The organism is Gayadomonas joobiniege G7, assembly GCF_000300815.1.
Lineage (GTDB): Bacteria > Pseudomonadota > Gammaproteobacteria > Enterobacterales > Alteromonadaceae > Catenovulum > Catenovulum joobiniege.
This window is the reverse complement of the sequence record NZ_AMRX01000006.1, coordinates 496,889-522,077: the sequence shown is the minus strand read 5'-3', so window position 1 is coordinate 522,077 and position 25,189 is coordinate 496,889. Positions and strand designations below refer to the sequence as shown.

At 42.3% G+C, this 25,189-nt stretch carries 19 protein-coding genes, 2 tRNA genes and 1 pseudogene; 12 read left to right on the top strand and 10 right to left on the bottom strand.

All coding sequences use genetic code 11. The annotated features are described in order from the left end of the window. The first annotated feature begins 125 nt into the window (after window positions 1-125). Window positions 126-202: transfer RNA gene (locus C727_RS0109610), tRNA-Met, on the top strand. Between the two features lie 288 nt (window positions 203-490). Then, a tRNA-Met gene (locus tag C727_RS0109605) sits at window positions 491-567 on the top strand. 214 nt (window positions 568-781) lie between these two features. On the opposite strand, the pseudogene C727_RS18290 reads toward C727_RS0109605, so the two are convergent. Both C727_RS18290 and ccoG read right to left on the bottom strand, forming a co-directional pair. Continuing rightward, window positions 782-1,770: pseudogene (locus C727_RS18290) on the bottom strand (IS110 family RNA-guided transposase). A 524-nt stretch (window positions 1,771-2,294) separates the two neighbouring features. Further along, window positions 2,295-3,650, bottom strand: coding sequence for a cytochrome c oxidase accessory protein CcoG (ccoG, locus tag C727_RS0109595; protein ID WP_017445422.1), 1,356 nt, complete (start codon window positions 3,648-3,650; stop codon window positions 2,295-2,297). A gap of 114 nt (window positions 3,651-3,764) precedes the next feature. On the opposite strand from ccoG, the gene C727_RS0109590 reads away from it, so the two are divergent. The 4 genes from C727_RS0109590 (at window position 3,765) to C727_RS0109570 (ending at window position 9,206) form a co-directional block, all read left to right on the top strand. Then, window positions 3,765-5,156: an aminotransferase-like domain-containing protein gene (locus C727_RS0109590; RefSeq protein WP_017445421.1), complete on the top strand. Its 1,392-nt coding sequence runs from the start codon at window positions 3,765-3,767 to the stop codon at window positions 5,154-5,156. Between the two features lie 248 nt (window positions 5,157-5,404). Beyond that, window positions 5,405-6,730: an RICIN domain-containing protein gene (locus C727_RS0109580; protein WP_017445420.1), complete on the top strand. Its 1,326-nt coding sequence runs from the start codon at window positions 5,405-5,407 to the stop codon at window positions 6,728-6,730. A gap of 13 nt (window positions 6,731-6,743) precedes the next feature. Further along, complete coding sequence (locus tag C727_RS0109575; RefSeq protein ID WP_017445419.1) at window positions 6,744-8,150, top strand: hypothetical protein; 1,407 nt, start codon at window positions 6,744-6,746, stop codon at window positions 8,148-8,150. A 66-nt stretch (window positions 8,151-8,216) separates the two neighbouring features. Beyond that, window positions 8,217-9,206 carry a hypothetical protein gene (locus C727_RS0109570; protein WP_017445418.1) on the top strand — a complete coding sequence of 330 codons (990 nt, stop codon included), beginning with the start codon at window positions 8,217-8,219 and terminating at the stop codon, window positions 9,204-9,206. A gap of 867 nt (window positions 9,207-10,073) precedes the next feature. Here the strand turns inward: C727_RS0109570 and C727_RS0109555 are convergent. From C727_RS0109555 to C727_RS0109535, 5 genes are all read right to left on the bottom strand, one after another. After that, window positions 10,074-10,643, bottom strand: a complete 570-nt coding sequence (locus tag C727_RS0109555) for a TerD family protein (RefSeq protein WP_017445415.1) — start codon at window positions 10,641-10,643, stop codon at window positions 10,074-10,076. 74 nt (window positions 10,644-10,717) lie between these two features. After that, window positions 10,718-11,728 (bottom strand): TerC/Alx family metal homeostasis membrane protein, encoded by a 1,011-nt coding sequence (locus tag C727_RS0109550; protein WP_017445414.1) that lies wholly within the window; start codon window positions 11,726-11,728, stop codon window positions 10,718-10,720. A gap of 8 nt (window positions 11,729-11,736) precedes the next feature. Further along, window positions 11,737-12,192, bottom strand: a complete 456-nt coding sequence (locus C727_RS0109545; protein ID WP_017445413.1) for a tellurite resistance TerB family protein — start codon at window positions 12,190-12,192, stop codon at window positions 11,737-11,739. Between the two features lie 19 nt (window positions 12,193-12,211). After that, complete coding sequence (locus C727_RS0109540) at window positions 12,212-13,348, bottom strand: TerD family protein (protein WP_017445412.1); 1,137 nt, start codon at window positions 13,346-13,348, stop codon at window positions 12,212-12,214. Between the two features lie 15 nt (window positions 13,349-13,363). Next, window positions 13,364-13,951 (bottom strand): TerD family protein, encoded by a 588-nt coding sequence (locus C727_RS0109535; protein WP_017445411.1) that lies wholly within the window; start codon window positions 13,949-13,951, stop codon window positions 13,364-13,366. Window positions 13,952-14,219: 268 nt separating this feature from the next. Here C727_RS0109535 and C727_RS18285 point away from each other — a divergent pair, with 268 nt between their 5' ends. The 5 genes from C727_RS18285 to C727_RS0109510 are packed head-to-tail and all read left to right on the top strand — an operon-like array spanning window position 14,220 to window position 18,766. Continuing rightward, window positions 14,220-14,840: a DUF1523 family protein gene (locus C727_RS18285; RefSeq protein WP_017445410.1), complete on the top strand. Its 621-nt coding sequence runs from the start codon at window positions 14,220-14,222 to the stop codon at window positions 14,838-14,840. Between the two features lie 2 nt (window positions 14,841-14,842). Continuing rightward, the gene (locus C727_RS0109525) at window positions 14,843-15,973 is read left to right on the top strand and encodes a phosphoribosyltransferase domain-containing protein (RefSeq protein ID WP_017445409.1); all 1,131 of its coding nucleotides are present in this window, start codon (window positions 14,843-14,845) and stop codon (window positions 15,971-15,973) included. Beyond that, window positions 15,970-16,752, top strand: a complete 783-nt coding sequence (locus C727_RS18280) for an HAD family hydrolase (RefSeq protein ID WP_017445408.1) — start codon at window positions 15,970-15,972, stop codon at window positions 16,750-16,752. Before C727_RS0109525 ends, C727_RS18280 begins: the two co-directional genes overlap by 4 nt. Before the next feature lie 15 nt (window positions 16,753-16,767). Then, a complete protein-coding gene (locus C727_RS0109515) occupies window positions 16,768-17,841 on the top strand; it encodes a cysteine protease StiP family protein (protein WP_017445407.1) in 1,074 nt (357 codons plus the stop codon). 1 nt (window position 17,842) lies between these two features. Then, window positions 17,843-18,766, top strand: a complete 924-nt coding sequence (locus C727_RS0109510; RefSeq protein ID WP_017445406.1) for an HpcH/HpaI aldolase/citrate lyase family protein — start codon at window positions 17,843-17,845, stop codon at window positions 18,764-18,766. A 109-nt stretch (window positions 18,767-18,875) separates the two neighbouring features. Here C727_RS0109510 and C727_RS19040 read toward each other — a convergent pair whose 3' ends face one another. The 3 genes from C727_RS19040 to gmd form a co-directional block, all read right to left on the bottom strand. Next, entirely contained in the window at window positions 18,876-20,237 is a 1,362-nt protein-coding gene (locus C727_RS19040; protein ID WP_155949206.1) for a sensor domain-containing diguanylate cyclase, read from the bottom strand. A gap of 349 nt (window positions 20,238-20,586) precedes the next feature. Continuing rightward, complete coding sequence (gene fcl / locus C727_RS0109500) at window positions 20,587-21,558, bottom strand: GDP-L-fucose synthase (RefSeq protein WP_017445404.1); 972 nt, start codon at window positions 21,556-21,558, stop codon at window positions 20,587-20,589. A 2-nt stretch (window positions 21,559-21,560) separates the two neighbouring features. Then, the gene (gene gmd, locus C727_RS0109495; RefSeq protein WP_017445403.1) at window positions 21,561-22,694 is read right to left on the bottom strand and encodes a GDP-mannose 4,6-dehydratase; all 1,134 of its coding nucleotides are present in this window, start codon (window positions 22,692-22,694) and stop codon (window positions 21,561-21,563) included. A 238-nt stretch (window positions 22,695-22,932) separates the two neighbouring features. Here gmd and C727_RS0109490 point away from each other — a divergent pair, with 238 nt between their 5' ends. Continuing rightward, window positions 22,933-25,083: a right-handed parallel beta-helix repeat-containing protein gene (locus C727_RS0109490; RefSeq protein ID WP_017445402.1), complete on the top strand. Its 2,151-nt coding sequence runs from the start codon at window positions 22,933-22,935 to the stop codon at window positions 25,081-25,083. The last annotated feature ends 106 nt before the right edge of the window (window positions 25,084-25,189 follow it).

Genomic DNA, 25,189 nt, shown 5'->3' with positions numbered 1-25,189 from the left:
GCGCCGAATTGATTAAAAAAGAAACGGTTGAAATTTTTTTGTCATGAAACGCTTGCATTTAAAAATTAAACCTATAGTATGCACGCCACGTTAACGCAGCAACTGATGCGAATAACGGAAAGTGTCGCGGGATGGAGCAGTCTGGTAGCTCGTCGGGCTCATAACCCGAAGGTCGTTGGTTCAAATCCAGCTCCCGCAACCAATTTTTGGTTTGTAACCCATTGTGTAAAATTCGCCCATCGGGCTAACTCTTTACCCTCTGGGAAGGTCGTTGGTTTAAAGCCAGCCCCTGCAACCAATTTTTTGGTTTGTAACCCATTGTGCAAAATTCGCCCATCGGGATCGTAAAGTTCTCGTAGGTTGGGTCCACCGATAGGTGCAGCCAACAAAATGCAAACGCCACATCTGTTTGTAATTTTGTATTAGTTATACGCAAAAAAACTGTTGAACAAACACCAGCGTTCACAGGTCAAATATCATATCTCAGTGTCGCGGGATGGAGCAGTCTGGTAGCTCGTCGGGCTCATAACCCGAAGGTCGTTGGTTCAAATCCAGCTCCCGCAACCAATTTTTTGGTTTCTAACCCATTGTGTAAAATTCGCCCATCGGGATCGTCAGGTTCTCGTAGGTCGGCTCCACCGAAGGTGCAGCCGACAACAGGCAAACACCACCATCGTTTATGAAATTATTGCGCCCCATAAACACCGCTATCCTATGCCGAAGTTGCCAAATGCATGAATATCGTGGATACCATCTCTCACAACCAGCTTCAAGTCGAGATTTAAGTGACTTGAGGCTGATATTCGGTTTGATTTTTGATCACTCCAAAACACATTTGTGCCAGTTTGCGCATCGCTGCACCTAAAGCCTGCATTTTTGTTTTTCCTTTCGCCAATAGCCGACTCTTTTGCGCCTTTATGCTGTGATTGAATTGACCTGCGACTATCGCGGCCATATATAGTTTTGCGCGAATACGAGAGGGACCAGCCTTACTTAAAGTCGTGCGGCCTTTTAGCTTACCTGATTCGTTTAATTTGGGGATTAAACCTAGATATGCACCGACTTCCTTAGCATTTTTAAAGGTTTTAGATGCAAAGAGATATGTTAGCTCTCTCGATAGAACGCCGAGCCAATACCTGGAATACTTCCTAAAAGCTTTCGGTTATTTTTTAATTCCGGGTTTCTGTTAATATGATCATCTATGTCTTCTGTAAGCTTCTTTATTTCTGCTTCTAGCGCTTGGATCATGTCTTTTAAAGACATTACAACCCGCTCAGAAGACAAGCCAAACTCACTGGAATCTAGACGATTTAATTCTCTCTTGTAGTCGGCTTCTAGCGCATCTAATCGTCTCAGCAGTGCGTTAAGCTCCCGTACTTCAATGGGCTCTGGCTTCCAGAATTCTATTTTCCCCTGCTGAGCACAACCGTAATTGGCGAGCATAAATGCATCAGATTTATCCGTCTTATGCGTTAGGTTAATCGCCTGTGCATACTTTTTTGCGTACCCTGAATTCACAAGGTAAAGCTTAAATCCGTGATCATATAAAAAGTACATCAAGGCTTCATGATAAACACCGGTCGGTTCAAGAGTCACGATAACCTGCTCAGGTTTAGCTTTAATGTTGTCTAACAGCCATTTAGCCAATGCTTGATGGCCATCAGCATTATTTTTTAATACTTTGGATTTTTTCTTTCCTTTGTGAGCGTCTCTAAGCCAACAAACGTCAATTTTATTTTTACTAATATCGATGCCAGTAAAGTACATCATCTCTATAGACTCCCCTTGCACATGCAGCGTCAACTCGTTAAAGTGCGCTTGGATACCATTCAGTTTATTGAGAAAAAGAAGTCAGGGTTTAATCTACGAAACAGCATTTATTTGCTCAGGTCGGCAACAAACTCACTGACTTCTGGATGCATTAAGTAATAGCTAACCACTTAATGCAGAGAGATACAAGGTCGGCTCCACCGAAGGTGCAGCCGACAACAGGCAAACACCACCATCGTTTATGAAATTATTGTGCCCCATAAACACCGCAATTGTTTGCATTTGTCGGCAACGCTACGCGGTGCCGACCTACGCGGAGGAAGCCTCAAGCCAATGTGCATAAATTCGACGTGATGTCGGGGGTTTACGAAAAAACGTCACCGGCAGGGAGCCGGTGTCGAGCCCCCACGGATGGGTTCACGGCGTTTTTTGAGGAAATCACCGGCAGCGCAGCGGTATATTGCACAGTTTAGCCAAACACCGCCATTGTTTGCACATTGTCGGCAACGCTACGCGGTGCCGACCTACTCCCCTGGCCCATAAAACGAAGTTTGTATGCTTTGTACTTCGCTTGAATTTAAATCTTGGAGTTTAAATTCAATGGGAGTGAGCAATTGTCGAGTTTTGGATTTAACCGAAACCACTTGGGTATAATATTCACCGGGCGATACCTCAAAGTTTTTTATTTTTACAAAACTAAAATGGTCAGTATCAACCAGACGCAAGCTAAAAACTTTGGTATCTTGAGATTTATTTAAAGTTTTAATGGTATAAGTGTTTTCGATAAATCCATTAAAGTCCTCTCGATACAGTTTATTTCTATCACGTAATACGTTAGTCTCAAACTCAGTTCGCTCAGCAAACCATAACCCCATCATCAATAGCGTGATAAAAGTAACAGATCCATACCCCAAATGACGTAACCCAGCTCGCTTAGGTGCCTGTTGCCAGTTAAATTTGATAAGTCCTTTAGAATAATTAAATTTAGACATGACAGAGTCACACGCATCTATGCATAAACCGCAACTAATGCACTCATATTGCAAACCTTTACGTATGTCTATACCCACTGGACACACATCTACACAAAGCTTGCAATCAACACAATCACCCAAACCATCAGGTTTATTATGTTTACGTTTTCGTGGCCCCCGCTGCTCACCACGACTGGCATCATAAGTGACAACTTTAGTATGTTTATCAAAAATCGCTGACTGAAACCTAGCATATGGGCAAATATGCAAACACATTTTTTCTTTAATCCAGCCACCGTTAATATATGTACAAAGTGCAAAAAACAAAATCCAGGCTTGCACCAATGCGTAATCTGCAAAATTAAATAAGTTTGCATATAGGGTTTCAACTGGCACAAAATACGACATAAAAGTTGTTGCTGTTAAAAACGAAATCAGCAGCCAAATACTGTGTTTTACCGACTTTTTAGCAAGTTTATTCAAATTCATTGCTTGTTTATCTAACAACTGGCTTTGACTGTGACTTCCTTCAATACGCCGCTCTACCCAATTAAAAAGTAACATCCATATTGTTTGCGGGCAGCTAAAACCACACCAAACCCGACCATAAATCCTAGACACATAAAACAAAATAAAAGCTGCCAAAACAAATATAAACGTCACTAACATGAGATCTTGCGGATAAAAAGTGGCATTAAAAAAATGTATTTTTTGTTCTGCTACATCAATCAAAAATGCTTGATTTGCATCATATTTAATAAAAGGAAACACAATAAAAATCAGCATTAATATAGACGCTAAAATACGCCTATTGCGCTGAAAAATACCCCTTTGTTCTCTAAAATAAATTTTTGCTGGCGCTTTTGCCGTTGTCAGTATTACCTGTTCTGGACTCGGTATTGTCATTGTTAAAAACTCATGCTCAATTTTTAACGAAGGATCTTAAAGCGCCCATCTGATATTGATATATACAAAAAAATAAAAAATAATAGGCACAGATTAAAAAATAGAAAACTGCTCATGCCTTTTTTGTACGAAAAATTAGCCGAACATTTTAGAAATAAAATCGAAAACAATAGCTGGCCGCATGGGTATAAACTCCCGTCCATTCGAACCCTTAGCAAACACTTTGATAGTTCGGTTGTTTCGGTTCAAAAAGCTTTGCACATGCTGGAATCGTCAGGCCTGATTTACGCCAAAGCCAGGTCCGGGTTTTATGTCTGTTCACTTAATAACAGTGATCAACCTCAGCATTCAAAACAGACCCGTCCACCAAAAGCTGTAACCGTACCAGACATTTTTTATCAAATTATGGAAAAAAGCGCGGCGTTTGATATCTACCCAAGCGCTGCGGTTACCAACGAGCTTACGCATCTGCACACACTAAGCCGCCATATAAATAGATCTCTAAGAAACCGAAATATCCAAAATGCAATGCATTACGCCCACCCTATGGGTAACGAACAACTTAGACAACAAATTTCTTTGCATTACCTCAGTCGCAATTTGTATCTTGATCCAGCAAAAATCTGCATAAGCAATGGCTGCCAAAATGCATTATTTTTAGCCTTGCAAAATTGCTGTGAGCCGGGAGATACAGTGGCAATCGAAAGCCCTGCTTTTTATGGAGTACTGCAAATATTAAAACAGCTAAAACTAAAAGTAATTGAAATATCCTCGTCTCCTACACTAGGGATACTGCCAGACAATCTTGAAGCGGCAGTTAAAAAGTGGCCAATTAAAGCTTTAGTTGTTACCCCCAATTTTAATACGCCCACTGGCTCTATCATGCCTGATAAACACAAAAAACGACTGTGTGAGCTTGCCGAGCAACAGGGTTTTACCATTATCGAAGATGATATTTATGGCGATTTGAGTTTTTACCGAACTGTCTCGCCATTAAAGAGCTTTGATAAACATGGCAGTACCATATTATGCGGCTCGTTTTCTAAAGCCTTATCAAGAGATCTTAGAGTCGGCTGGGTATACCACGAAAACAAATCTGATCAGCTAGCAAGATTAAAAATGCTGATGCAACTATCAGGCAGCGACTCAGTGCAGCAAGGTCTGGCTAGTTTTATGGCCGAAGGTTTTTATCGCCGGCATCTTAGCCAATATAACAAACAATTATTGAATCAAAGAAACAACCTGATTAATGCATTAAATGCGCATTGGAATTTTAGTTTTAAATATACAATACCGGAAGGTGGTTTGTGCATTTGGGTAGAACTTGCGCCCGACAAAAATAGCGTTGAATTATACAAACAGGCGCTGCAACAAAATATTGTATTAACGCCTGGCGATTTATTTTCAATCTCAGATACCTATAAGCACTTTGTGCGTTTGAGTTTTGCATCGGATTATAAAGATGAACGATTACAGGCATTAAAAAAACTGGCAGATCTGATGTAGGTCGGCTCCATCGATAGGTGCAGCCGACAATGGGCAAACACCACCATTGTTTGTGAAATTATTGTGCCCAACAAACACCACTATCGTTTGCGAAAATGTTGGCAATTCAATCAGTTGAGACGGATAAAACTCTAATATAGCAACAAAAATAAAACTTATTATCAATATTATTGTTAACAGTTGTTTATAATTTGTTTTTAATATAATGTTACCCCTGATAGATATTGTTAACAACCAATGGAGGTCTTATGAAACATCTATCAGCGTTAATAACAGGATTACTTTTAACCACAACAGCACACAGCGAAGACTGGGATAACGTACCCATCCCCGCTTCCCCCGGCGCCGGCAAAGTTTGGCAACTGCAAACTCAATATTCAGATTCATTTAACTACACAGGCAAACCCAACCAATTCACCAGTAAATGGAATGACAGCTATTTTAACAATTGGAGTGGCCCCGGTCTCACCCATTGGTCAAGCAATGAATCTTGGGTAGCCGATGGTAACTTAATTATTAGTGCGTCACGGCGCCAAGGTACCAATAAAGTTAACGCAGGTGTGATCACCTCAAAAACCAAAATAAAATATCCCGTCTATCTAGAAGCCCGAATCAAAGTAAGCAATTTAGAGCTATCTTCAAACTTTTGGTTATTAAGCGAAAACGATGAGCGCGAAATAGATATTCTAGAGGTGTATGGCGGCGCATCCGATACCTGGTTTGCCAAAAACATGTCAACTAATTTTCATGTGTTTTTTCGCGATCAGCAAACCAACGCCATCATCAGTGACTATAACGACCAAACCCATAACGAGCCGGCGACTGGCACTTACTGGCGAGAACAGTTCCATCGTTTTGGAGCCTATTGGAAGAGTCCAACCGACGTTACTTTTTATATAGACGGACAACAAACGCCTGATGGTTCTTGGGCACAGGTTGTTATGAAAGATAAAGACTACACAGGTGCTATTCTGGACAAGTCCCAGTACAACATGGATCAAGAAACCTACATTATCCTAGATACCGAAGATCACGAATGGCGATCAAATCAGGGCATAGTTGCCAGCGATTCGGATCTTGCCAACCCATCTAAAAACAAAATGTATGTTGACTGGATCCGTGTATATAAACCTGTTGCCACAGTGCCAAGCGGCTTTACTAATTTGCAAGCAAAACACTCTGGCAAATGTATTGATCTGACCAATGGTGCCATGACCAACGGCAGCCAATACCAGCAATGGAACTGTAGTACTTCAAATAGCAACCAGAGATTTAAATTTATCGCATTGGGAAACAACGAATATCAAATCCAATCTCAGCAAAGCAACCTTTGTTTAGAACTTAAAGATGGCAACTCTGCAGACGGTGCTGTGATCCATCAATGGGTCTGTAACAGCGCCAATAATAACCAGCGTTGGACGTTACAAGATAAAGGCGACCAGCACTTCGAGATCCGCAATAAAATAACCGGAAAGTGCATAGATGTAGCCGGTAAATCAACAACGAATGGCGCAAATATAGTGCAATGGAGTTGTTACAACGGACAAAATCAACGATTTAAGTTTTTACAATAAAAAGGATTAAAAAATGAATCATTCAAAAGGCTCAAGCAGACAAAAATCTATTTTGGCAGCAGTTGTATTTTCATCCTTGTCTATGGTTGCAGCTTCTGTGCAAGCAGCTACGGTAAATATCAGTAGCTATAGCGGCGCAGACGGTGTTTTAAGCTGGGGTGAATTTAACAATGCTCAAAACGCCGCTGGCACATACGGCACAATTAATTTTGATCAAACACTAACAACTTCTGCCAACCTGGTCATCAATACAAAAGGGTTAACGATTCTTGGCATAGACGATGCTTCTGGTATGCGTACCTTTACCAAAACACACGCTAATTACACCACGACTGCACCGACCGACTGGAACGACATGAACCCAGTCACCGACAGCACTAAAATTGATCCAAGCGCGCCAAACTCATCTATTTTCAGAGTGAATGTAGACGACGTGAGTTTTAAAAATATCCACCTTACTGCCAGTCACTGGCCATTATTAAAAAATAACGTTTCGAGTGTTGATGGTGAAGGCACCCGTGTTGCAACGGGTGTCGAAATGGGGATCAGCGTGGGTGCCGGTAAAAACTTGACCGTAGACGATGTTAAAGTGGATAAAGTGAACGTCGTCATTAACTACGACAGAGACAAACTCCCCCATGGTTTAACGCTAACCAATAGCACTCTTACGGGTGGTAGAGGCATTATCAATAGCGCAGAAAGCTCGAGTGCCTACCCCAGCGATACTGCGCTTGATAGCAAGATGCTCATTGCAAACAACCACATAGTTGCCTACCAATGGAAAGCAAAAAACTTTTGCTCGGCACGAGGATTTACCTTTGACTACGGCAATTACGCGCACACAGCAGATCCAAGCAATGGGCCCGGACCAATAGACTTTTTAGATAGCGAAGTGTTAAACAACAACTTTGACGCCCTATCCACTTTCAACGTTGGTTTTAACCGAGTTAAAAATGTATTTATTGGCAAAGTCGGCCAGGGTAACAGTTTTAAAGGCGGGCGATACCGTAAAAACTACATCAATATGATCCACTTCGAAGCTGGCTCCAGCGATATCAACATTATCGACAACGACATCAACATATATAAAGTTGATGGTGAAATAGTCACTGATTCAAGCCATATATCTGCAAGTTTTGGTCATAAAACACAGGGGGCTATTAAAACTGTGCTAGCAAAACAAAATAAATATATGGGTTTTCCATCTAACCAATTGGTCGGAAACAATATTCAGGACTGGCGTTTTCAAGACGAAGAAGTCGCACTGGGTGCCGGCGTTAACTTACCCGTATATGTAAGAACCGTTGGTATTTCGCAAGCAGATGCAAACCACAAACTTTGGGGTACAGAAGCAAACAATGATTTTTGGACCACTGGAGATAAGTGGGCCAAATTTTATTACGGATGGGGTCAGCCTTAACCACCCGCTAAGAAGCAGCCAAGTGCTGCTTCTTGTTTTATGCCAAACGATAAGATCTAAATCGCCATGAACAAACAAAACATCATTAAAGTTATCTTAATTATACTGTTGCTTGCCATCATTGTTTATTTATATCAAACAAATAATATCCAGAATAAACAACTGGCACATACCGATAAGAGCCTACCATTACAAACTAAAAAATTAACTAAAGAACCGGCAGCAGACTCAAATACAGACACTCAACCGGCAACGCAAAATACAATTGCAGCCACTAAATCACAGATATTTTTGCAACAGTTGGCCAACAGCCAAAACGATAACCAGTTACTTAAAACGCTACAAGAGCTCTTAGCTGACGATGAACACGCCGCGCTACAGGCGTTAAAAAACCTAAATTATTTGCAATTTAGTGGGCGCCGAGTGGCCCGCCTCTTAGCCGAACACTATGCCCAATATCCAGACATTTTTGATACCATTGAACGTTTAAAATTGTTTATGAATTCAGACGCGCATTTTATATACGAAGACGTAGCAGCTGGTTTATTGAGCCAACATGCCAGTCACCTAGGCGCAACCTCATTAATAGACTTTATCAGCCAAACAGAACATTCGACAATCGCGTTAAAAGCAACACCGGCCGTTGGCCGACAAATGACATTAAACTCTAACGATCCGGCCTGGGTGATAGATTCAATAATCAGCACAGAAAACTTACCAAATAAAGAATCACTGCTATTTGGCGCTTTAGATCAATGGCTACAAAAAGATCCAGAAGCCTTACTCGACTATATAAACATCCAAGCCTATCGCCCCGCATACGACCGAGTATTAAATAAATACGTTCATCAATACAAAGATCAAAATCCACAAAAAGTTTTAAACTGGGCAGCTAAAATTACCAATCCAGAAAGCCGCCACATGGCCATTTATGCAGCAGCGCAAGCCCTTGCCCGCAAATCACCCGAAGATTATAAAGTTTGGATAAATAGGTTTGATGAGCCCGACCTCAAATCCCGAATCCAAGAGTCCGTTGGAAAGCTCAAGACAAACTAACTCGGGTCCACCTGTGCGGAATGTCGGCAACAACACAATTCTTTGCCGAGGCTGCAACATGCACGAATAATGTAGGTCGGCTCCACCGAAGGTGCAGCCGACAATAGGCAAACACCGCCATTGTTTGTGAAATTATTGTGCCCTACAAACATCGCAATTGTTTGTCGGAATGTCGGCAACGCTACGCGGTGCCGACCTACGCGGAGGAAGTCTCAAGCCAATGTGCATCAATTCGACGTGATGTTGGGGGTTTACGAAAAAACGTCACCGGCAGGGAGCCGGTGTCGAGCCCCCACGGATGGGTTCACGGCGTTTTTTGAGGAAATCACCGGCAGCGCAGCGGTATATTGCACAGTGTAGGCAAACGCCACAATTGTTTGCATTTGTCGGCAACGCCGATGGCGGTGCCGACCTACGCGGAGGAAGCCTCAAGCCAATGTGCAGCAATTCGGCGGGATGTCGGGGGTTTACGAAAAAACGTCACCGGCAGGGAGTCAGTGTCGAGCCCCCACGGATGGGTTCACGGCGTTTTTTGAGGAAATCACCAGCAGCGCAGCGGTATATTGCACAGTGTAGGCAAACGCCACAATTGTTTGCATTTGTCGGCAACGCTACGCGGTGCCGACCTACGCGGTGCCGACCTACGCGGAGGAAGCCTCAAGCCAATGTGCATCAATTCGACGTGATGTTGGGGGTTTACGAAAAAACGTCACCGGCAGGGAGCCGGTGTCGAGCCCCCACGGATGGGTTCACGGCGTTTTTTGAGGAAATCACCGGCAGCGCAGCGGTATATTGCACAATTTAGCCAAACACCGCAATTGTTTGTCGGAATGTCGGCAACGCTACGCGGTGCCGACCTACATAAAATTAAACGTTAACGCCATAGTTGCGGGCTAATGGACCTAAACCGTCGTTGTAACCTTGACCAACCGCGCGGAATTTCCACTCGTTGTTGTGACGATATAATTCGCCCATGATCATGGCAGTTTCGGTTGAATAATCTTCAGACAAGTCATAACGTGCAATTTCGGTTTTGTTGCTTTTATCAACAATACGAATAAAAGCATTAGATACTTGACCAAAGTTTTGTTTACGGCTTTCCGCTTCGTGAATGGTTACAGCAAATGCTAACTTTTTAACATCAGCAGGGACAGATGCAAAAGTCACATTAATCACTTCGTCATCACCATCACCTTCACCAGTGCGGTTATCACCTGTATGCTCAACACCTTCACCTTTTAAGTTATTGTAAAAGATAAAATCGGCATCTGAGCGAACTTTATCGCCTTCACCGAGCATAAATACAGATGCATCTAAATCAAAAGGTGCACCGTCGGTAGAACGGTCATCCCAGCCCAAACCGACTGAACACTCAGTCATTGCTGGAGCTTCTTTTGATAAACTTACGTTACCACCTTTGCTTAATGAAACAGCCATTTTGTCTACTCCTGTAGTTTTATTAACAGTAAAAATTAATCAATTGCCGGGGACACAGGCCCCCAGATAAACATTTATTCAGCTTTTTCGCGACTAAACACAGAGGCAACAACCCCAAGTGCCAGCACACCTAATACCACGTATAAAGATACGTCCGGCTGAATTTTATAACCATGACCAAACATATGGTCAGTTGCACTTAACGCCAGTTTTGCCGCAATAAAAAATAACAGTGCAATAACCGCTTTTTCTAAATGCACTAAATATCGCTTCATTGCTTCTAAAACAAAATACATGGTTCTTAAACCTAAAATTGCAAACATCATAGCGCTATATACAATCAAAGGTTCACGACTCACCGCAATAACCGCAGGCACAGAGTCAAATGCAAACATAACATCCGACACCTCAACCACAGCCAAACATAAAAATAACGGCGTAACCCAAGTTTTAGATTTACTTAAATCCAAACTCAACTTATTGTTTTCAGGTTTTGCCAGCTCAGTTTCAACTTCTTTGCGGTTAAGAAAAAACCGGTTGCCAGCCAATTTAGGATAAGCAGGCCAAATTTTTCGAACAAATTTGTACGCAACGTGCTCAGAATAATCTTCTAACTCATCGTCATCATCGTTTGCTTTTAACATTAATACCGCGGTGTAAGCGACGATTGCAGCAAATAACAATTCCACCCAAGGACCAAACGCCAGCAGCGAGGTACCAATTGCAACAAATATGGCTCTAAATACAATGGCGCCAACAATGCCCCAATATAACACCCTGTGTCTTAAATGATCAGGAATTGCAAACCAGCTAAACAGCGCCATAAAGACAAATAAATTGTCTACGCTAAGTGCTTTTTCCAGTGCATAACCCGTAAAATACAGGTTAGCAACCGTTTCGCCATGGCGATATTCTAAATAAAAACCAAACGCAATCGCTAAGCCAATCCAAAACAGCGACCATAAAATCGCCGATTTTAACGGCACCACTTTATCAGCCCGGTGCGCATACATATCTAAAAAGAAACCACCAACCGTTAAAACAACAAAAACCAAAATGGTTTCAAGCGGAAATCCAAGTTCCATAGGTTTATTTAAACTCCAAACTCAGCCGGATTAAGGCCTAAATCGACACAAATTTCGCGAACCATGGCTTTTTCTGAGTTATCAAATTCACCATCACTGTTTGCAATAGCAATTGCCACTCGAATAACCAACCTGGCTTGTTCAGGTTTATTGCTGACTTTGCCTATGGTGCGCAGTGCTTCGGCTTTGCCGATTTCCATGTCAAACTCAAGTTTGCTAATCACCTTATTAAATACATCAATCACTTTTTGAGTATCAAAGTGTTGTAACTCTTCAGAGTTTTGAATAAAACCCATCATTTTTTGTTTTTCAGCGGCAGATACTTCGCCATCTGCATACGCAATTAACGCACAAGCACTCACGGTTGCTTCCATAAACTCAGCGTTTTTAAACTTGCTGACTTCTTTCATTAACGACTCACGGCCCTGTGAAAACGTACTTTTTACCTTATCAAAAAAGCTCATAACCTTTCCTCGATTAAAATTATTTAGAACCTCGTTGCCAACGAAAACCCCAACCATATTGTTTGTCTAACTCTGAGTGACCATTATGGTAAGAGTTCAATCGTTCCACTTTTACATTGCCATTATCATTAACCAGCCGGGCAATTGCACACATGCCCATTTTTTTATTGCCTTCGGTTAAAAAGGTTTCAACTGGTGGCTGGCCCGGCGCATGTAAAGTCACGGACGCATTGGCTTCTTGCCAGTTAACAGCCCCTTCATAAATAAAGGTATAAACCAAAACCTCATCTAACTGCGCCCACTGATCGCCATTAATATGCAACCATTCTCCATCACTAGACTGGCCAGTTCTATCATCACCGGTTAACTTTACAAACGGCGCTTGCTCATAATCACCAAACGCATTGCCTAATGCTTGCACCACTCCTTTTTGACCATTTTTAAGACGTACAAAACAGCCAATATCTAAATCTATATTTGTACTGCCAAAAAAACCGCTTTTAACTTTTTGCGTCCAGTTTAAATTCACCTTAATTAAACCATAACCACCACTGCGTTTAGTCAAACTCACACTGGGTGAGTTTTTAGTCAGCGTAACCTTGCTTAAATTAATTGCAGGCGCTGGACTCGGTGCTGGCGCTGGGGTTGGGGTTGGATCATTAGCAATCTCAACACCAAAATGTTCTGCCAGTGGTTGCAAACCACCATCAAATCCTTGTGATACATTACGGTATTTCCACTGTCCGTTACGCAAATACAGCTCACCTAAAATAAGCGCTTTTTCACTGCGATTATCAACTGGCACATCGGCGCTGATTAAGGTTTCGCTGCCTGCATTAACCGATACTTTAATAAACCCAAGTGCCGCCACAGTGCCGCTATCGACCGTTGCGCTAAACGCAATTTTTTGCACATCCTTGTTTAGCAAATTTAATTTAACCGCAAACTCAGTTGTATTGCCGTTTTGCAAAAATTCAACCGTGCGATCATCATTTATCTTTTGTCCATAAAAAATAAAATCTTCATCAATACGGGTTTTACCGCCGTCGTATAATCTAAAAGACGACACGTCAGCCGCGCCGCCAGTCGCTACTTTAACCACAATATCGGTGGCCGTCAGCGCTGCATTAGCGCCAGGGATCAGCTCTACTGTCATCTTAATATCCGTTGATTAAAAAGTGTTTTGACTCGCCAATGCCGTTAACTCGTCCACGGTGCGACCATTCCCCATAACCCCTAACGCTTTAAATTCCCAGTCATCCCCACTGCGCTTTAACATGCCAATTAACGTTGCGGTATAATTGCCCTGCTCTTTTAAATCGTAACGCACTAACTCTTTGCCATTTTGGTCCAATACACGACAAAACGAATTTTCAACTTCGTTAAACGTTTGACCACGAAAACTATTCACTGTAACGCCTAAATACGTCACATTAGCCGGAATACGGGTTAAATCTACTTTAATGGCTTCATCATCACCGTCACCTTCACCCGTTAAGTTATCGCCCGTATGCACTACAGCGCCACATTTAGATTTAAGCTGACGAAACCAAACTTTATCAACCACGCCCGCATTGGCATCTAACATTAATAAACTGGCATCCAGGTCGATGTCACCACCACCGCCACCAAAAATGCTCGACAAAAAACCGCCTTTCTTTTTAATCGGATCCCAACCTAACCCTATCGTAATGTTAGATAAGGTTTTATTAGCTGTTTTGGCAAGTGAAACAGATTGATTTTTAGCAAGACTGACCATAACTCGATATCCTCTTTGTGAGCAAAAGTTAAAAAAATTGTTTTATCCCAGGTTGTACATGCATTCTAGGTGAGCGCCAGAGCCCCTGTCCAGCAAATCTTAAATCGCCTGGATGAATTTTATTTGACGCATTCTTATTGTTTGATTTTTATATACAAGCTATGTCATTTTATGTCAAAATTCAAGCCTATTAAACTGTTCTATTGAACTCAATCAGGTATAATTCAGTTAACTAACAGAGACACCATCAATTAAAACAGGGTAAGTTATGTTTAAAAAAATTCTCGCAGGGGCCATCGGCCTTATCTTTTTAATTGGCCTCGTATGGTTAGACTTTTATTTGCCCGAAGCCACTATTGTGACTGTCACCAATACCGAAGTTAAGCGGCAAGACTTTAGAGCACCAGAAAAAGATCAAACCACAGGCGAAAGTCGCATCTCGCGCGATTTTTATCAGGTATTAACGATAAAAGAAAACGGCAAAACTCGGGTCTTTAAAAATACAGATACCGGCTGGGGATTTCCGTTTTATTTTAAATTTGACAGTGCCGACGTGCAGGCTCAGGCCGCTGCTGCGGTAAACGATGGTAAACCCAGACGTTTTGTCTCGTATGGCTGGCGGTTAGATTTAATCTCTGCTTACCCTAACTTGCTTAAAGTTGAAAGCGCCGACAAAGGCGATGGCACACCTTGGTTTAGATACTTAGGATTTGCGCTCTACCTAATACTGTGGATCTTAGGATTTTTTTATGTTCGCAAAAAACTCAAACAGCGAGCGCAAACCAAAGCACTTAAAGATCGCGAAGCAGAAATTCGCCTAGCAAACGAACAAGGCCGTCAGGCACCAAATAACAGTGTTGACGACTTTATTAATAACAACAAAGGATAACCATGCCAGTACATTCATTTGAGCTGGAAGCTGGCACAGTACAAATAAAAACCGACGCCGACCGCGCTAAATTATTAACGTTTTGCCGGTTGGCGCAGCGTATTAATCCCAAACGCCCCTTTTTATTTGTCTCTACCATTTTAGGCCGACATATGCCAGTTGCACCAAAATTTATGCAAATGGCGTATGCCAGTTTGGCTAAAAATATTGACCTGTCTAACAGTAAAAACATCTTAGTCTGCGGCATGGCCGAAACTGCGGTAGGTTTAGGGGCTGGTGTTGCTCGGGAATTAGCACGTGTTTCTTCTAACGTAAAATATTTATCTTCTACCCGGCATCCGCATAATAATGTGCCCATCATGGCTGAGTTTTCAGAAGATCATAGCCATGCCACCCAGCATAGCTTGCATTATTTTAACGGCCAACCCGGGGCTTTAAATAATATTGATACACTGGTATTGGTCGACGACGAAGCCACCACCGGCAATACCTTTAAAAACCTCTACCAAGCATTGATTAAAAGTGAACTTAAACAAATAAAACAGGTTTATTTAGTCATGCTAACCGACTGGTCTGGCGGCGCGGCAGAACAAAAAATTGCTGAATTGGGTGTTAACTGTACCTCTGTCAGTATTTTACAAGGACAATGGTCGTTTAAAGCAGATCCAGACTTTAACGCCAAACCGCTACCAGCTGAGCGTTGGCCCGCTAAATCAAAAGCCCCTTTGTTGGATTATCAAAGCTGTCGTTACGGCCTGAATTCGGTACAACTGTTAGCCGATGAACCGGCTGCGCTACCTAAACTGGCTCATCAATTTAATGCCGGTGATAAAGTTCATGTGTTAGGCTGCGGCGAATATGTATGGGAGCCGTTTTTATTAGCCGAACAATTAGAAAAAGCGGGCATCGAAGTTACTTTTAGCGCCACCACACGTTCACCGGTTGAACTAAACGATACCATGAAATACAAACAAACATTTAAAGACAACTATGGCTTGGGCATTTATATGTACGCTTATAACCTGCCAGAAAAAAAACATACGTGCTTAATTTGCTCTAATACCCCGGCAGACAGTTGGGATCAAAACTGGCTGCAAAATACGCCAAGGTCAATACAGGTGATAACCCCATGAATCAAAACCAAACAAATCAAATTGTTTGTTTTACCGACTTAGACGATACGCTTTTTCAAACCCCGCGCAAAATGACAAAAAGCGAATTAGCCTCGGCACAACCAGGCGCAAGTGATGCCACCGGCAAAGTGCGTAGTTTTATAAATAAAAAACAGCAAGTACTATTAAACTGGTTACAAAATACAAGCACACTGATCCCAGTGACCGCCCGCCAGTCTGAGCAGATGGCGCGCGTTAAAATCAATTTTAATTCGTATCAGGTCACCACTCATGGCGCGGTTATTTTAGATAAAAACAAACAACCACTAAAAGTTTGGCAAAATAAAACCAATTCAGATTTGGCGCGTATAAACAGCGAACTTGAGCATTTAGAAACCTGTATCCAAAAAATACTCGCCAAACCACAGGATTACGACCTGCCCGGCCTTGATGCCTGGTGCCGTATGAATCAAGAGTTTGGTACAAATATATATTTAGTGGCAAAAGTTCGTAATTCAGCCGATGAAGATCAACTCAGTTTGTTAAAGCAAAAAGTTCAACAAGTTTCTGGCATCACGGATGACAGCGACATATATATACATCAAAATAGTAATAATCTGGCTTGGATACCTAAATGCATTGCTAAAAAAAATGCCGTTGAGTTTTTATTAGAATACGATGCGGATTTACAAAATAAACTCAGTATAGGCATAGGCGACAGCTTAACGGACTTACCCTTTATGGGATTATGCGATTTAATTGCATTGCCGCAAAAAAGCCAAATTTGGCAGGGTTTATAACTAAAGGAACTTAACATGACTTTTTCCGGCTCTTACAGTGCAGACGATGTAACGTTTTTAATCAATCCAGTCGATATTCAACTTACTGACGTAAACCAGAAAGAAACACTCATTCAAACGGGTCAAGCCCATTATTCAGACATGTTATCGTTTGAACAAGCCCCGTCGGATGAACATATTTCGCTGTTTAATAAAGCCTTTAATGCCGGTGCCCCGCGTTTAGCCGTAGAAACGCTTTCGCTGGCTAAAAGCATAGTGCACGACCAAATGATGGCCCCTGAAATTGTTTTAGTCTCTTTAGTCAGAGCCGGTGTGCCGCTTGGTGTATTATTAAAACGCACCATACAGTCGCTCACTAACAAACCTGTTTTTCATTATGGGGTTAGCATCATCCGAGATCGGGGTTTGGACCATAGTGCAATGTTAGAAATCGAAAGCAAACACCAAAGATCCAATATTATATTTGTTGACGGCTGGACAGGCAAAGGGGCAATTAGCGGCGAACTTAGCCGTTCGTTGAGCGAGCGAGGCGGTTACCCAACACCCCCAAAACTAGCGGTGCTGGCCGATCCCGGTGGCTGCGCTTGGTTAGCTGCATCCGGTGACGATTGGTTAATTCCTTCGGGCATTTTAGGCGCGACAGTGTCTGGATTAATCAGCCGGACCTTATGGCGAGATCATGGCTACCATGGTGCCAAACTTTGGAATCATTTAAGCGATTTAGATGTGTCGCAAGAATTTGTTGATAAAATTTACACCCTCATCAGAAAACTCGATGCGGCTAACATACCTGCTTGTGTTTGGTTAGATCAAGAACGTATAAAAAAACATAAACAAAGCCAGCAAGCGATTGAAACCTTACAAAACGAATTTAAAATAAAAAATATTAACCGCATAAAACCTGGCATTGCCGAAGCCACACGCGCGGTTATGCGCCGTGTTCCTGAACATGTATTGGTGCGAGATAAAAAAGATCCAGATGTTGCATTGTTATGTTATCTGGCCGAAAAAAATAACGTAAACATTCAAGCTGTGGGCGATAAATTAGGCGGTTATCGCGCCATTACCATTATAAAAAAGGTTAATTGACATGCCGCTTTCCCCGTTTGAACTGGGCGCTACTTTGTACGTGCCCGCCACTCACCCTAATTTAAAACAATTAGTAACAGGCCAGCGCATCCCTGCGCTGCGCTCTATGGTGATCTGTTTAGAAGATGCACTGGCCGAAAAAGACATAAAAAAAGGCTTAACTGCATTAAAAGCGGTTAGTGAGTTATTATTAAACCCGCAGATGCAAGGGACCGCGCCACATGTATTTGTTCGCCCCCGAGATGCAAACATGTTAGATACCATTACCAGCAGATTTAATACCCAAGGTTTTGCCGGTGTGGTTTTACCCAAGTTTAATGCCAGCAACATGAAAAGCTGGTTTAATGCACTAAATCAAAATGATTTATTACTTATGCCAACACTAGAATGCAAAGATGTTTTAGTTGAAAGCAAAATGCAAAAACTAGCCGACTTATTAGCCGATACTCAGCAGCAAGCAATACAAGCTAAAATTTTAACGCTGCGCATAGGCGGAAATGACCTACTTAACTGCATGGGTTTAAGACGTCCACAAACGGGCACTCTTTACGACAGCCCAATGGGTTACGTGCTTGGCATGTTAGTCGCGGTATTTAGCCCGCGCGGATTTGCCTTAACCGCGCCAGTCAACGAGCGCTTTAGCGATCCAAACATATTAAAACAAGAACTAGAAACTGATATTAATTATGGATTTGTTGGCAAAACCGCGATTCACCCAAATCAAATCCCTGTTATTCAAGACGCGTTTAAAGTGGCTAAAAGCGAATATGATAGCGCCCTAAAAATTATGAATACAGATGAAGCCGTGTTTAACCAAAACGGCGTTATGGCAGAGCCCGCCACCCACAGAAAATGGGCTAAAAACATACTCGCCCGCGCCAAACACAACGGCATCCGCACCATTGGCGATGTTCGCGTGGGTTAAGGTTTTCGTGTGGGGGTTTGGGCGTACGCCCCTTGCCCTTACATACACAAAAAATTAACCAACAACTGCGGCGTCTGCATTTGTCGGCTGCGCCGTTGGCGGAACCGACCTACCCGACAACTTTGTTGCGGCCGCCTTTTTTGGCTTGGTACAAATGTTGGTCGGCGCGCGACATTAAATCACTTAACGTATCACCAAGCGTCCAACAACTAACCCCTGCGCTAAAAGTGACTAGTAACTGAGTCTCGCCTATTTCAAATGGCCGCTCACTGATTTGATCTTTTAACTTATTGACCAAATTAACCGCGTCTACAACTTTAGAGTCTGGTATATACAATAAAAATTCTTCACCGCCAATGCGTCCTAACACGTCACTTTTGCGAATATTTTTAGACAAGCACTTAGTAAATTCAACCAATACTTTGTCACCAGCTAAATGCCCATAGGTGTCGTTAATATCTTTAAATAAATCAATATCAATAATAGCGATGCAAAAAGCGCTGTTTTTGTTTTGCGACACCATATAACTTTTAACTAACTCAAATACACTTTCGCGGCTGGCCAACCCGGTGAGCGCATCATGTTTGGCAATATGTTCCCACCTGTCTCGTAAACTAAACTCTTTTAATAACATGCGCTGCTGCGTGGTGACCGCAAGTACCACAAAAGCCGAACACACAGAAAAAGCCAAAGTTTGCAAATGAATCGAGTTTAAATGCTGTATATCGTAAAGATAAATAGTTAAACCATTATACAAAGTTAAACAAATGGCCAATACAGAGTAGCTATACAAACTTTTTGTTCCAAACACTATCATCAAACAGGCGGGTAAAAATAAAAAAGCTAACCAGCGGCCAAAATAAAAAGAGCCAATAATGCAAACAAACGCCAGCACAACCCCCAAATGCCAACTGGCATCATGATTAAAGCTTTCTTCGTGGCGTCTGTGCCAGGCAACAAAAATTGGCATTAATATTAAAATACCCAGCATGTCGCCCATTGAGATAGATACTAAATTTTGCAAAACTTCTGACGCAGATATCAGGCCAGATTGAAACAAAGCTAACGACAAAATAGCGGCGGTAATTAAACAAGGAAAAAAACAGGGAAATATAGCTAAACGAAACAACTCACGTGGCGAGCGCACCCCTTCTGGTAATAAATGTAGGTATAAAAGGCCACTGATCAGCGCAAATTGGGTATCCACCAAAGCAGAAATTGAACCATAAAACAGCTGATCAGACAGGGTAAACTGCTGCCATCCCGGAAAATTGGCGGCAAAACTGGCGATAAAAATAGCCGGTAAAACCCGTATCCCACCATGATAAACAAACAGGTAAAGAGCCAAACCAGAAGGCAGCCAGATTAACGCAATATTGGCAATTTGCTCCGAAAAGGCCAGCATACTGAAGCGGGCCAGCAAAAAATAGCTGAGTGTCCATAGCCCAAATTTAATGACATATTGTTTCACTACTACACTCAAATGCGAAAGATAATTAATTGTAAGGGGCTTTTTGGCATGCTGCAAGGTATAAGCAAAAGTTTAAATAATTAATCGTGAGTTATTTATTTTCCGGATGTCGGGTACACCGATTGTATGTCGGCTCCACCAATTGTATGTCGGCTCCACCAATTGTAGGTCGGCTCCACCAATTGTAGGTCGGCTCCACCAATTGTAGGTCGGCTCCACCGCAGGTGCAGCCGACAAATGCACACAACACAGGGGTTTGCATAAATAACCTAATAACCGAACACCCCAATCGTCTGCATGGTGTCGGGTGCACCTGACGGTGGACCCGACCTACATAAATATGCGGTGTTTAACCATCCTGCGGTGATTGGGTTTCATTTTCTAAAAACCACTGATAGGTTTGTTGCAAACCCGTGCGTAAATCAACTTTTGGCTGCCAACCTAATTGATTTAATCTCGAACAATCCATTAACTTGCGCGGCGCACCGTCGGGTTTACTGCTATCAAATTTAATATCACCGTTAAAACCCACAACTTCGGCAACCGTTTTAACCAACTCAGCAATACTAATATCGCTGCCATAACCCACATTAATGTGGCTCAGCATAGGTTGAGTATTTGTTTGATAAAGCTCGGCTGGCAAATTCATAACATGCAAACAAGCCGCGGCCATATCGTCTACATACAAAAACTCTCGTTTAGGCTTGCCACTGCCCCAAGCGACCACCTGTTTTTGCTGCATAATTTTTGCTTCATGAAAACGGCGAATTAACGCTGGGATCACATGCGAATTTTCAAGATGAAAGTTATCAAAGGGGCCATATAAATTAGTGGGCATTACCGAGCGATAATTACGCTGATATTGTCGGTTATACGATTCACACAATTTTATGCCGGCAATTTTTGCGATGGCGTAAGGTTCGTTGGTTGGCTCTAAAGTGCCAGTTAAAAGTTCAGCTTCTGCCATTGGTTGATTAGCAAATTTTGGATAAATGCACGAAGAGCCTAAAAATAAAAGATCCTGTACTCCAGCTCCATGCGCAGCATGAATAACATTGTTTTGAATCATCAAATTTTGATAAATAAAGTCTGCTGGGTAGCTGTTATTTGCGTGAATTCCCCCCACCTTTGCCGCAGCTAGATACACCTGATCAATTTTTTCTGATTTAAAAAACGCTTGAACCTGCTGTTGGTTTGTTAAGTCTAACTCGTGCCGACTTCGGGTTATAATATCTAGGTTCGACTCAAGTTTGAGCAAACGAACAATCGCGGAGCCGACCATACCCTTGTGTCCGGCAACAAATATACGCTGATTCGGCATGGTTAGTCCTCATGCGCCATGCAAATATGATGGCCGTGTTTTTTTAACAAAGCATGCTGACGGGCGCGGTCTAAATCACTTTCGACCATCTCGCTGCACATTTGCTCAACCGAATATTCGGGCTCCCACCCTAAAAGATTTTTAGCTTTACTTGCATCACCGAGCAAGGTTTCTACTTCGGCTGGCCGAAAAAACTTTTTATCCACCTGAATAATTAAATCTCCAACTTGGACGGCTGGCGCTTTATCTGCATCTAAAATTTTAGCCACCCGAGCCACTTCGTTAATGCCCTCACCTTCAAAAATCAACTCTATACCGGCACATTTGGCCGCCATTTGTACAAACGAACGAACCGAAATTTGTCGGCCAGTGGCAATCACAAAATCCTCTGCTTTATCTTGCTGCAACATCATCCATTGCATTCGAACATAATCTTTTGCGTGTCCCCAATCGCGCAGCGCATCTAAATTACCTAAATACAAACAAGATTCTAAACCCTGCACAATATTACTTAAGCCGCGGGTTATTTTGCGGGTAACAAAAGTTTCGCCGCGCCGCGGTGACTCATGATTAAATAAAATGCCATTACAGGCATACATACCATAAGCTTCGCGGTAGTTTACCGTGATCCAATACGCATATAATTTAGCCACGCCATAGGGTGAGCGCGGATGAAAAGGCGTGGTTTCAGTTTGAGGGGTTTCTTGCACTAAACCATATAACTCAGAGGTAGACGCTTGATAAAAACGGGTTTTGTTTTCTAAGCCCAAAAAACGAATCGCTTCTAACAGGCGCAAAGTGCCAATGGCATCAACATCGGCGGTATATTCCGGCGCTTGAAAAGACACAGCCACATGCGACTGTGCACCCAGGTTATAAACCTCGTCTGGTTTGATTTCGCTTAATAATCGAGTCAGGTTAGAGGTATCGGTTAAATCGCCATAATGCAAAATAAAATTAGGGTCTTTTTCGTGCGGATCCTGGTAAATATGATCAATTCGCTCGGTATTAAACAAAGATGCCCGACGCTTAATACCGTGCACCTGATACCCTTTTGCCAACAAAAACTCAGCCAGATACGAGCCATCTTGCCCGGTTACGCCCGTGATCAGTGCCACAGGTTTATTATTTTGCATTACCCAATCCTTATAAATTCAAGCGACATCAAATCATAGCATATTTGGCTTAAAACCAAATACCAGGATCGTTTGCATAAAAAACACCACAATCGCCTGCATATTGTTGGCAACGCCGTTGGCGGTGCCAACCTACAAATAAATCACATACATGTGTCAACTGTCGACAACAATTACAACCACTTATGCTAGACGTTATAAAAACATTAACCAAGCACACTAACAAAAGGAAATCTTAATGAAAATACAAATGTTGGGGATCGCTTTAGCCCTGGTCAGCCATTATGGATTGGCTAAAAACATTCACGTTGCAACCAATGGTAGTAACTCGGCATCGGGTGCGTGGGATGCACCTTATCAAACGATAAACCATGCCGTTAATATGGCACAAAACGGTGACGTGATATTAATAAGAGCTGGGACTTATCGAGAGCAAGTTAATATCATTAATAAAAACAACATCACCATAAAACCTAATGGCGACCAAGAAGTGATTATCTCAGGTGCAGATATTGTAAATACTATATGGCATTCAGATCCCGACCGCCCCGGCGTATTTAAAGCCTGGTTAGACGCTAACCAGGTAGAAACTGACTATACACAAGTTTTTGTTAACGGCCAATTTGAACAAATGGCTCGTTTTCCAGATAACATCAGCGGCGATATGTTAAACCCAACCGATCCACAAAGCGGCTACGCTGTGATCACCAATGCGCAAAAACCTCAAGGCACAAGTGCCCGCTCACAAGTGACGTTTACCTGGCATGGTGGCGTGCCTTTTTTGCCAGATACAAACTTTACCGACGAAGCGGTTGTTAGAGGTCTGATAGGAAAACTAAGAAACAATATCTTTTCAGCAAACAGCGCCGGCGCAAATATACAAAAAACCGGCGATCGCCAGCTTAGCTTTACCGGCACAAATAACGGCGTATGGAAAAACGAAGCCGCCTATAACTCACCTGAAGGATTTGGCTACATCTTAGATTTGTCGGTTTTAGACAGAGCTGGCGAATGGTTTTATAAGCGTAATCAAAATACACTATTTTACAAACCTCAAAACAACAGCATGCAAGGTTTAACTGTAGAAGCCAAAAAACGTAAATGGGCACTGAATATCGATCAATCACACGACATCAACATTGAAGGAATCAATGTAGTTGCGGCTTCAATGAAAGTTGAAGACTCAGATAACCTCAGGGTCACCGATAGCTCGTTTCAGTACTTACATCCGTTTTTATACCGCGAAGGTTATGGCGTATTAAAAGAAGGCATTGTTATTAATAATTCAGACAATGGCCTGTATCAAAACAACCTGATTGCACACACATGGGGTAGCGGAATTATTATCAACTCAGGTGCTAACAATGTTATTGATAACAACTTAATCGAAGATATTGGCTGGCTGGGTCAGTTTACCGTTTCGATTTTTAACGAAGGCGAAAACACCCAAATAACACAAAATACATTGGGCCGTTCATCACGTTTTCATATTAGAACCACAGCACCTGTTAAATCAACCATCACCGACAACCTAATGTATGAAGCCATGGCAATGGGTGAAGATGCAGGTTCAATTATGATGACAAGCACAGGTCAAACAAATTACCTGGATCTTAAAAACACTCAAATTGCCTACAACATTATTAGAGACATTCATGGTATTCCAGCGATGGATACTAAACCTGTTTATAACCGTCAAACCGTAAAAGCTTTATATTTAGAAGACGTAGATAACTATAGCGTGCACCACAATCTTATCTACAATATCCGTGGTACTGGTTATACACGTAAAACCTCTGGTACGGCAATAGAGCCAGACGGAAGTATTATTTATTTAGGTCCACGTTCACGTAGCATGACACGCAAAATTGAATATTTTAATAATACATTTTACAACTACGATAGCTTTTTAAATATCTGGCACCACTCAGATACAAATAAAAACATTCATGGATTAATAAACAATGCTCACTTTAAAAATAACATTATGGTGGCAAACAAAGCACACAAACTAAGTGGCACCTATGTTAACTTGACGCTTCCGCAGCACAAAGCTGAAGCCACTGGTAACATTTCTAAAATTACCGAGTACAGTTTAAGCGCTTTTGCGAGCCAAATTGCCAATGCTCCGTATAATTACAATTTTAGTGAAAGTCACAATACCAACTTTACCGACACCCAATACGGCAATAACTTTCAAGATCCCGCCGCAGGTAACTTTAAGTTGTATGCTGGCTCGGCGCAAAACTCAAACGGAACTTACATTAACGGCGTAACCGGAAATTCGCCGATCGCGCGCGGTGCGTGGGAAGGCAGTACAACTTGGCTAAAAGACCGCGTATTTAGAGCTGGCACCAGCGTTAAATCAAGCGATTTTCCGCAGTTTTAGTAGGTCGGTTTAACCAATTGTTGGGCCGCTCCACCAATTGTCGGGCCACTCCACCAATTGTAGGTCGGCTCCACCGAAGGTGCAGCCGACAATTACTCCGATGTGG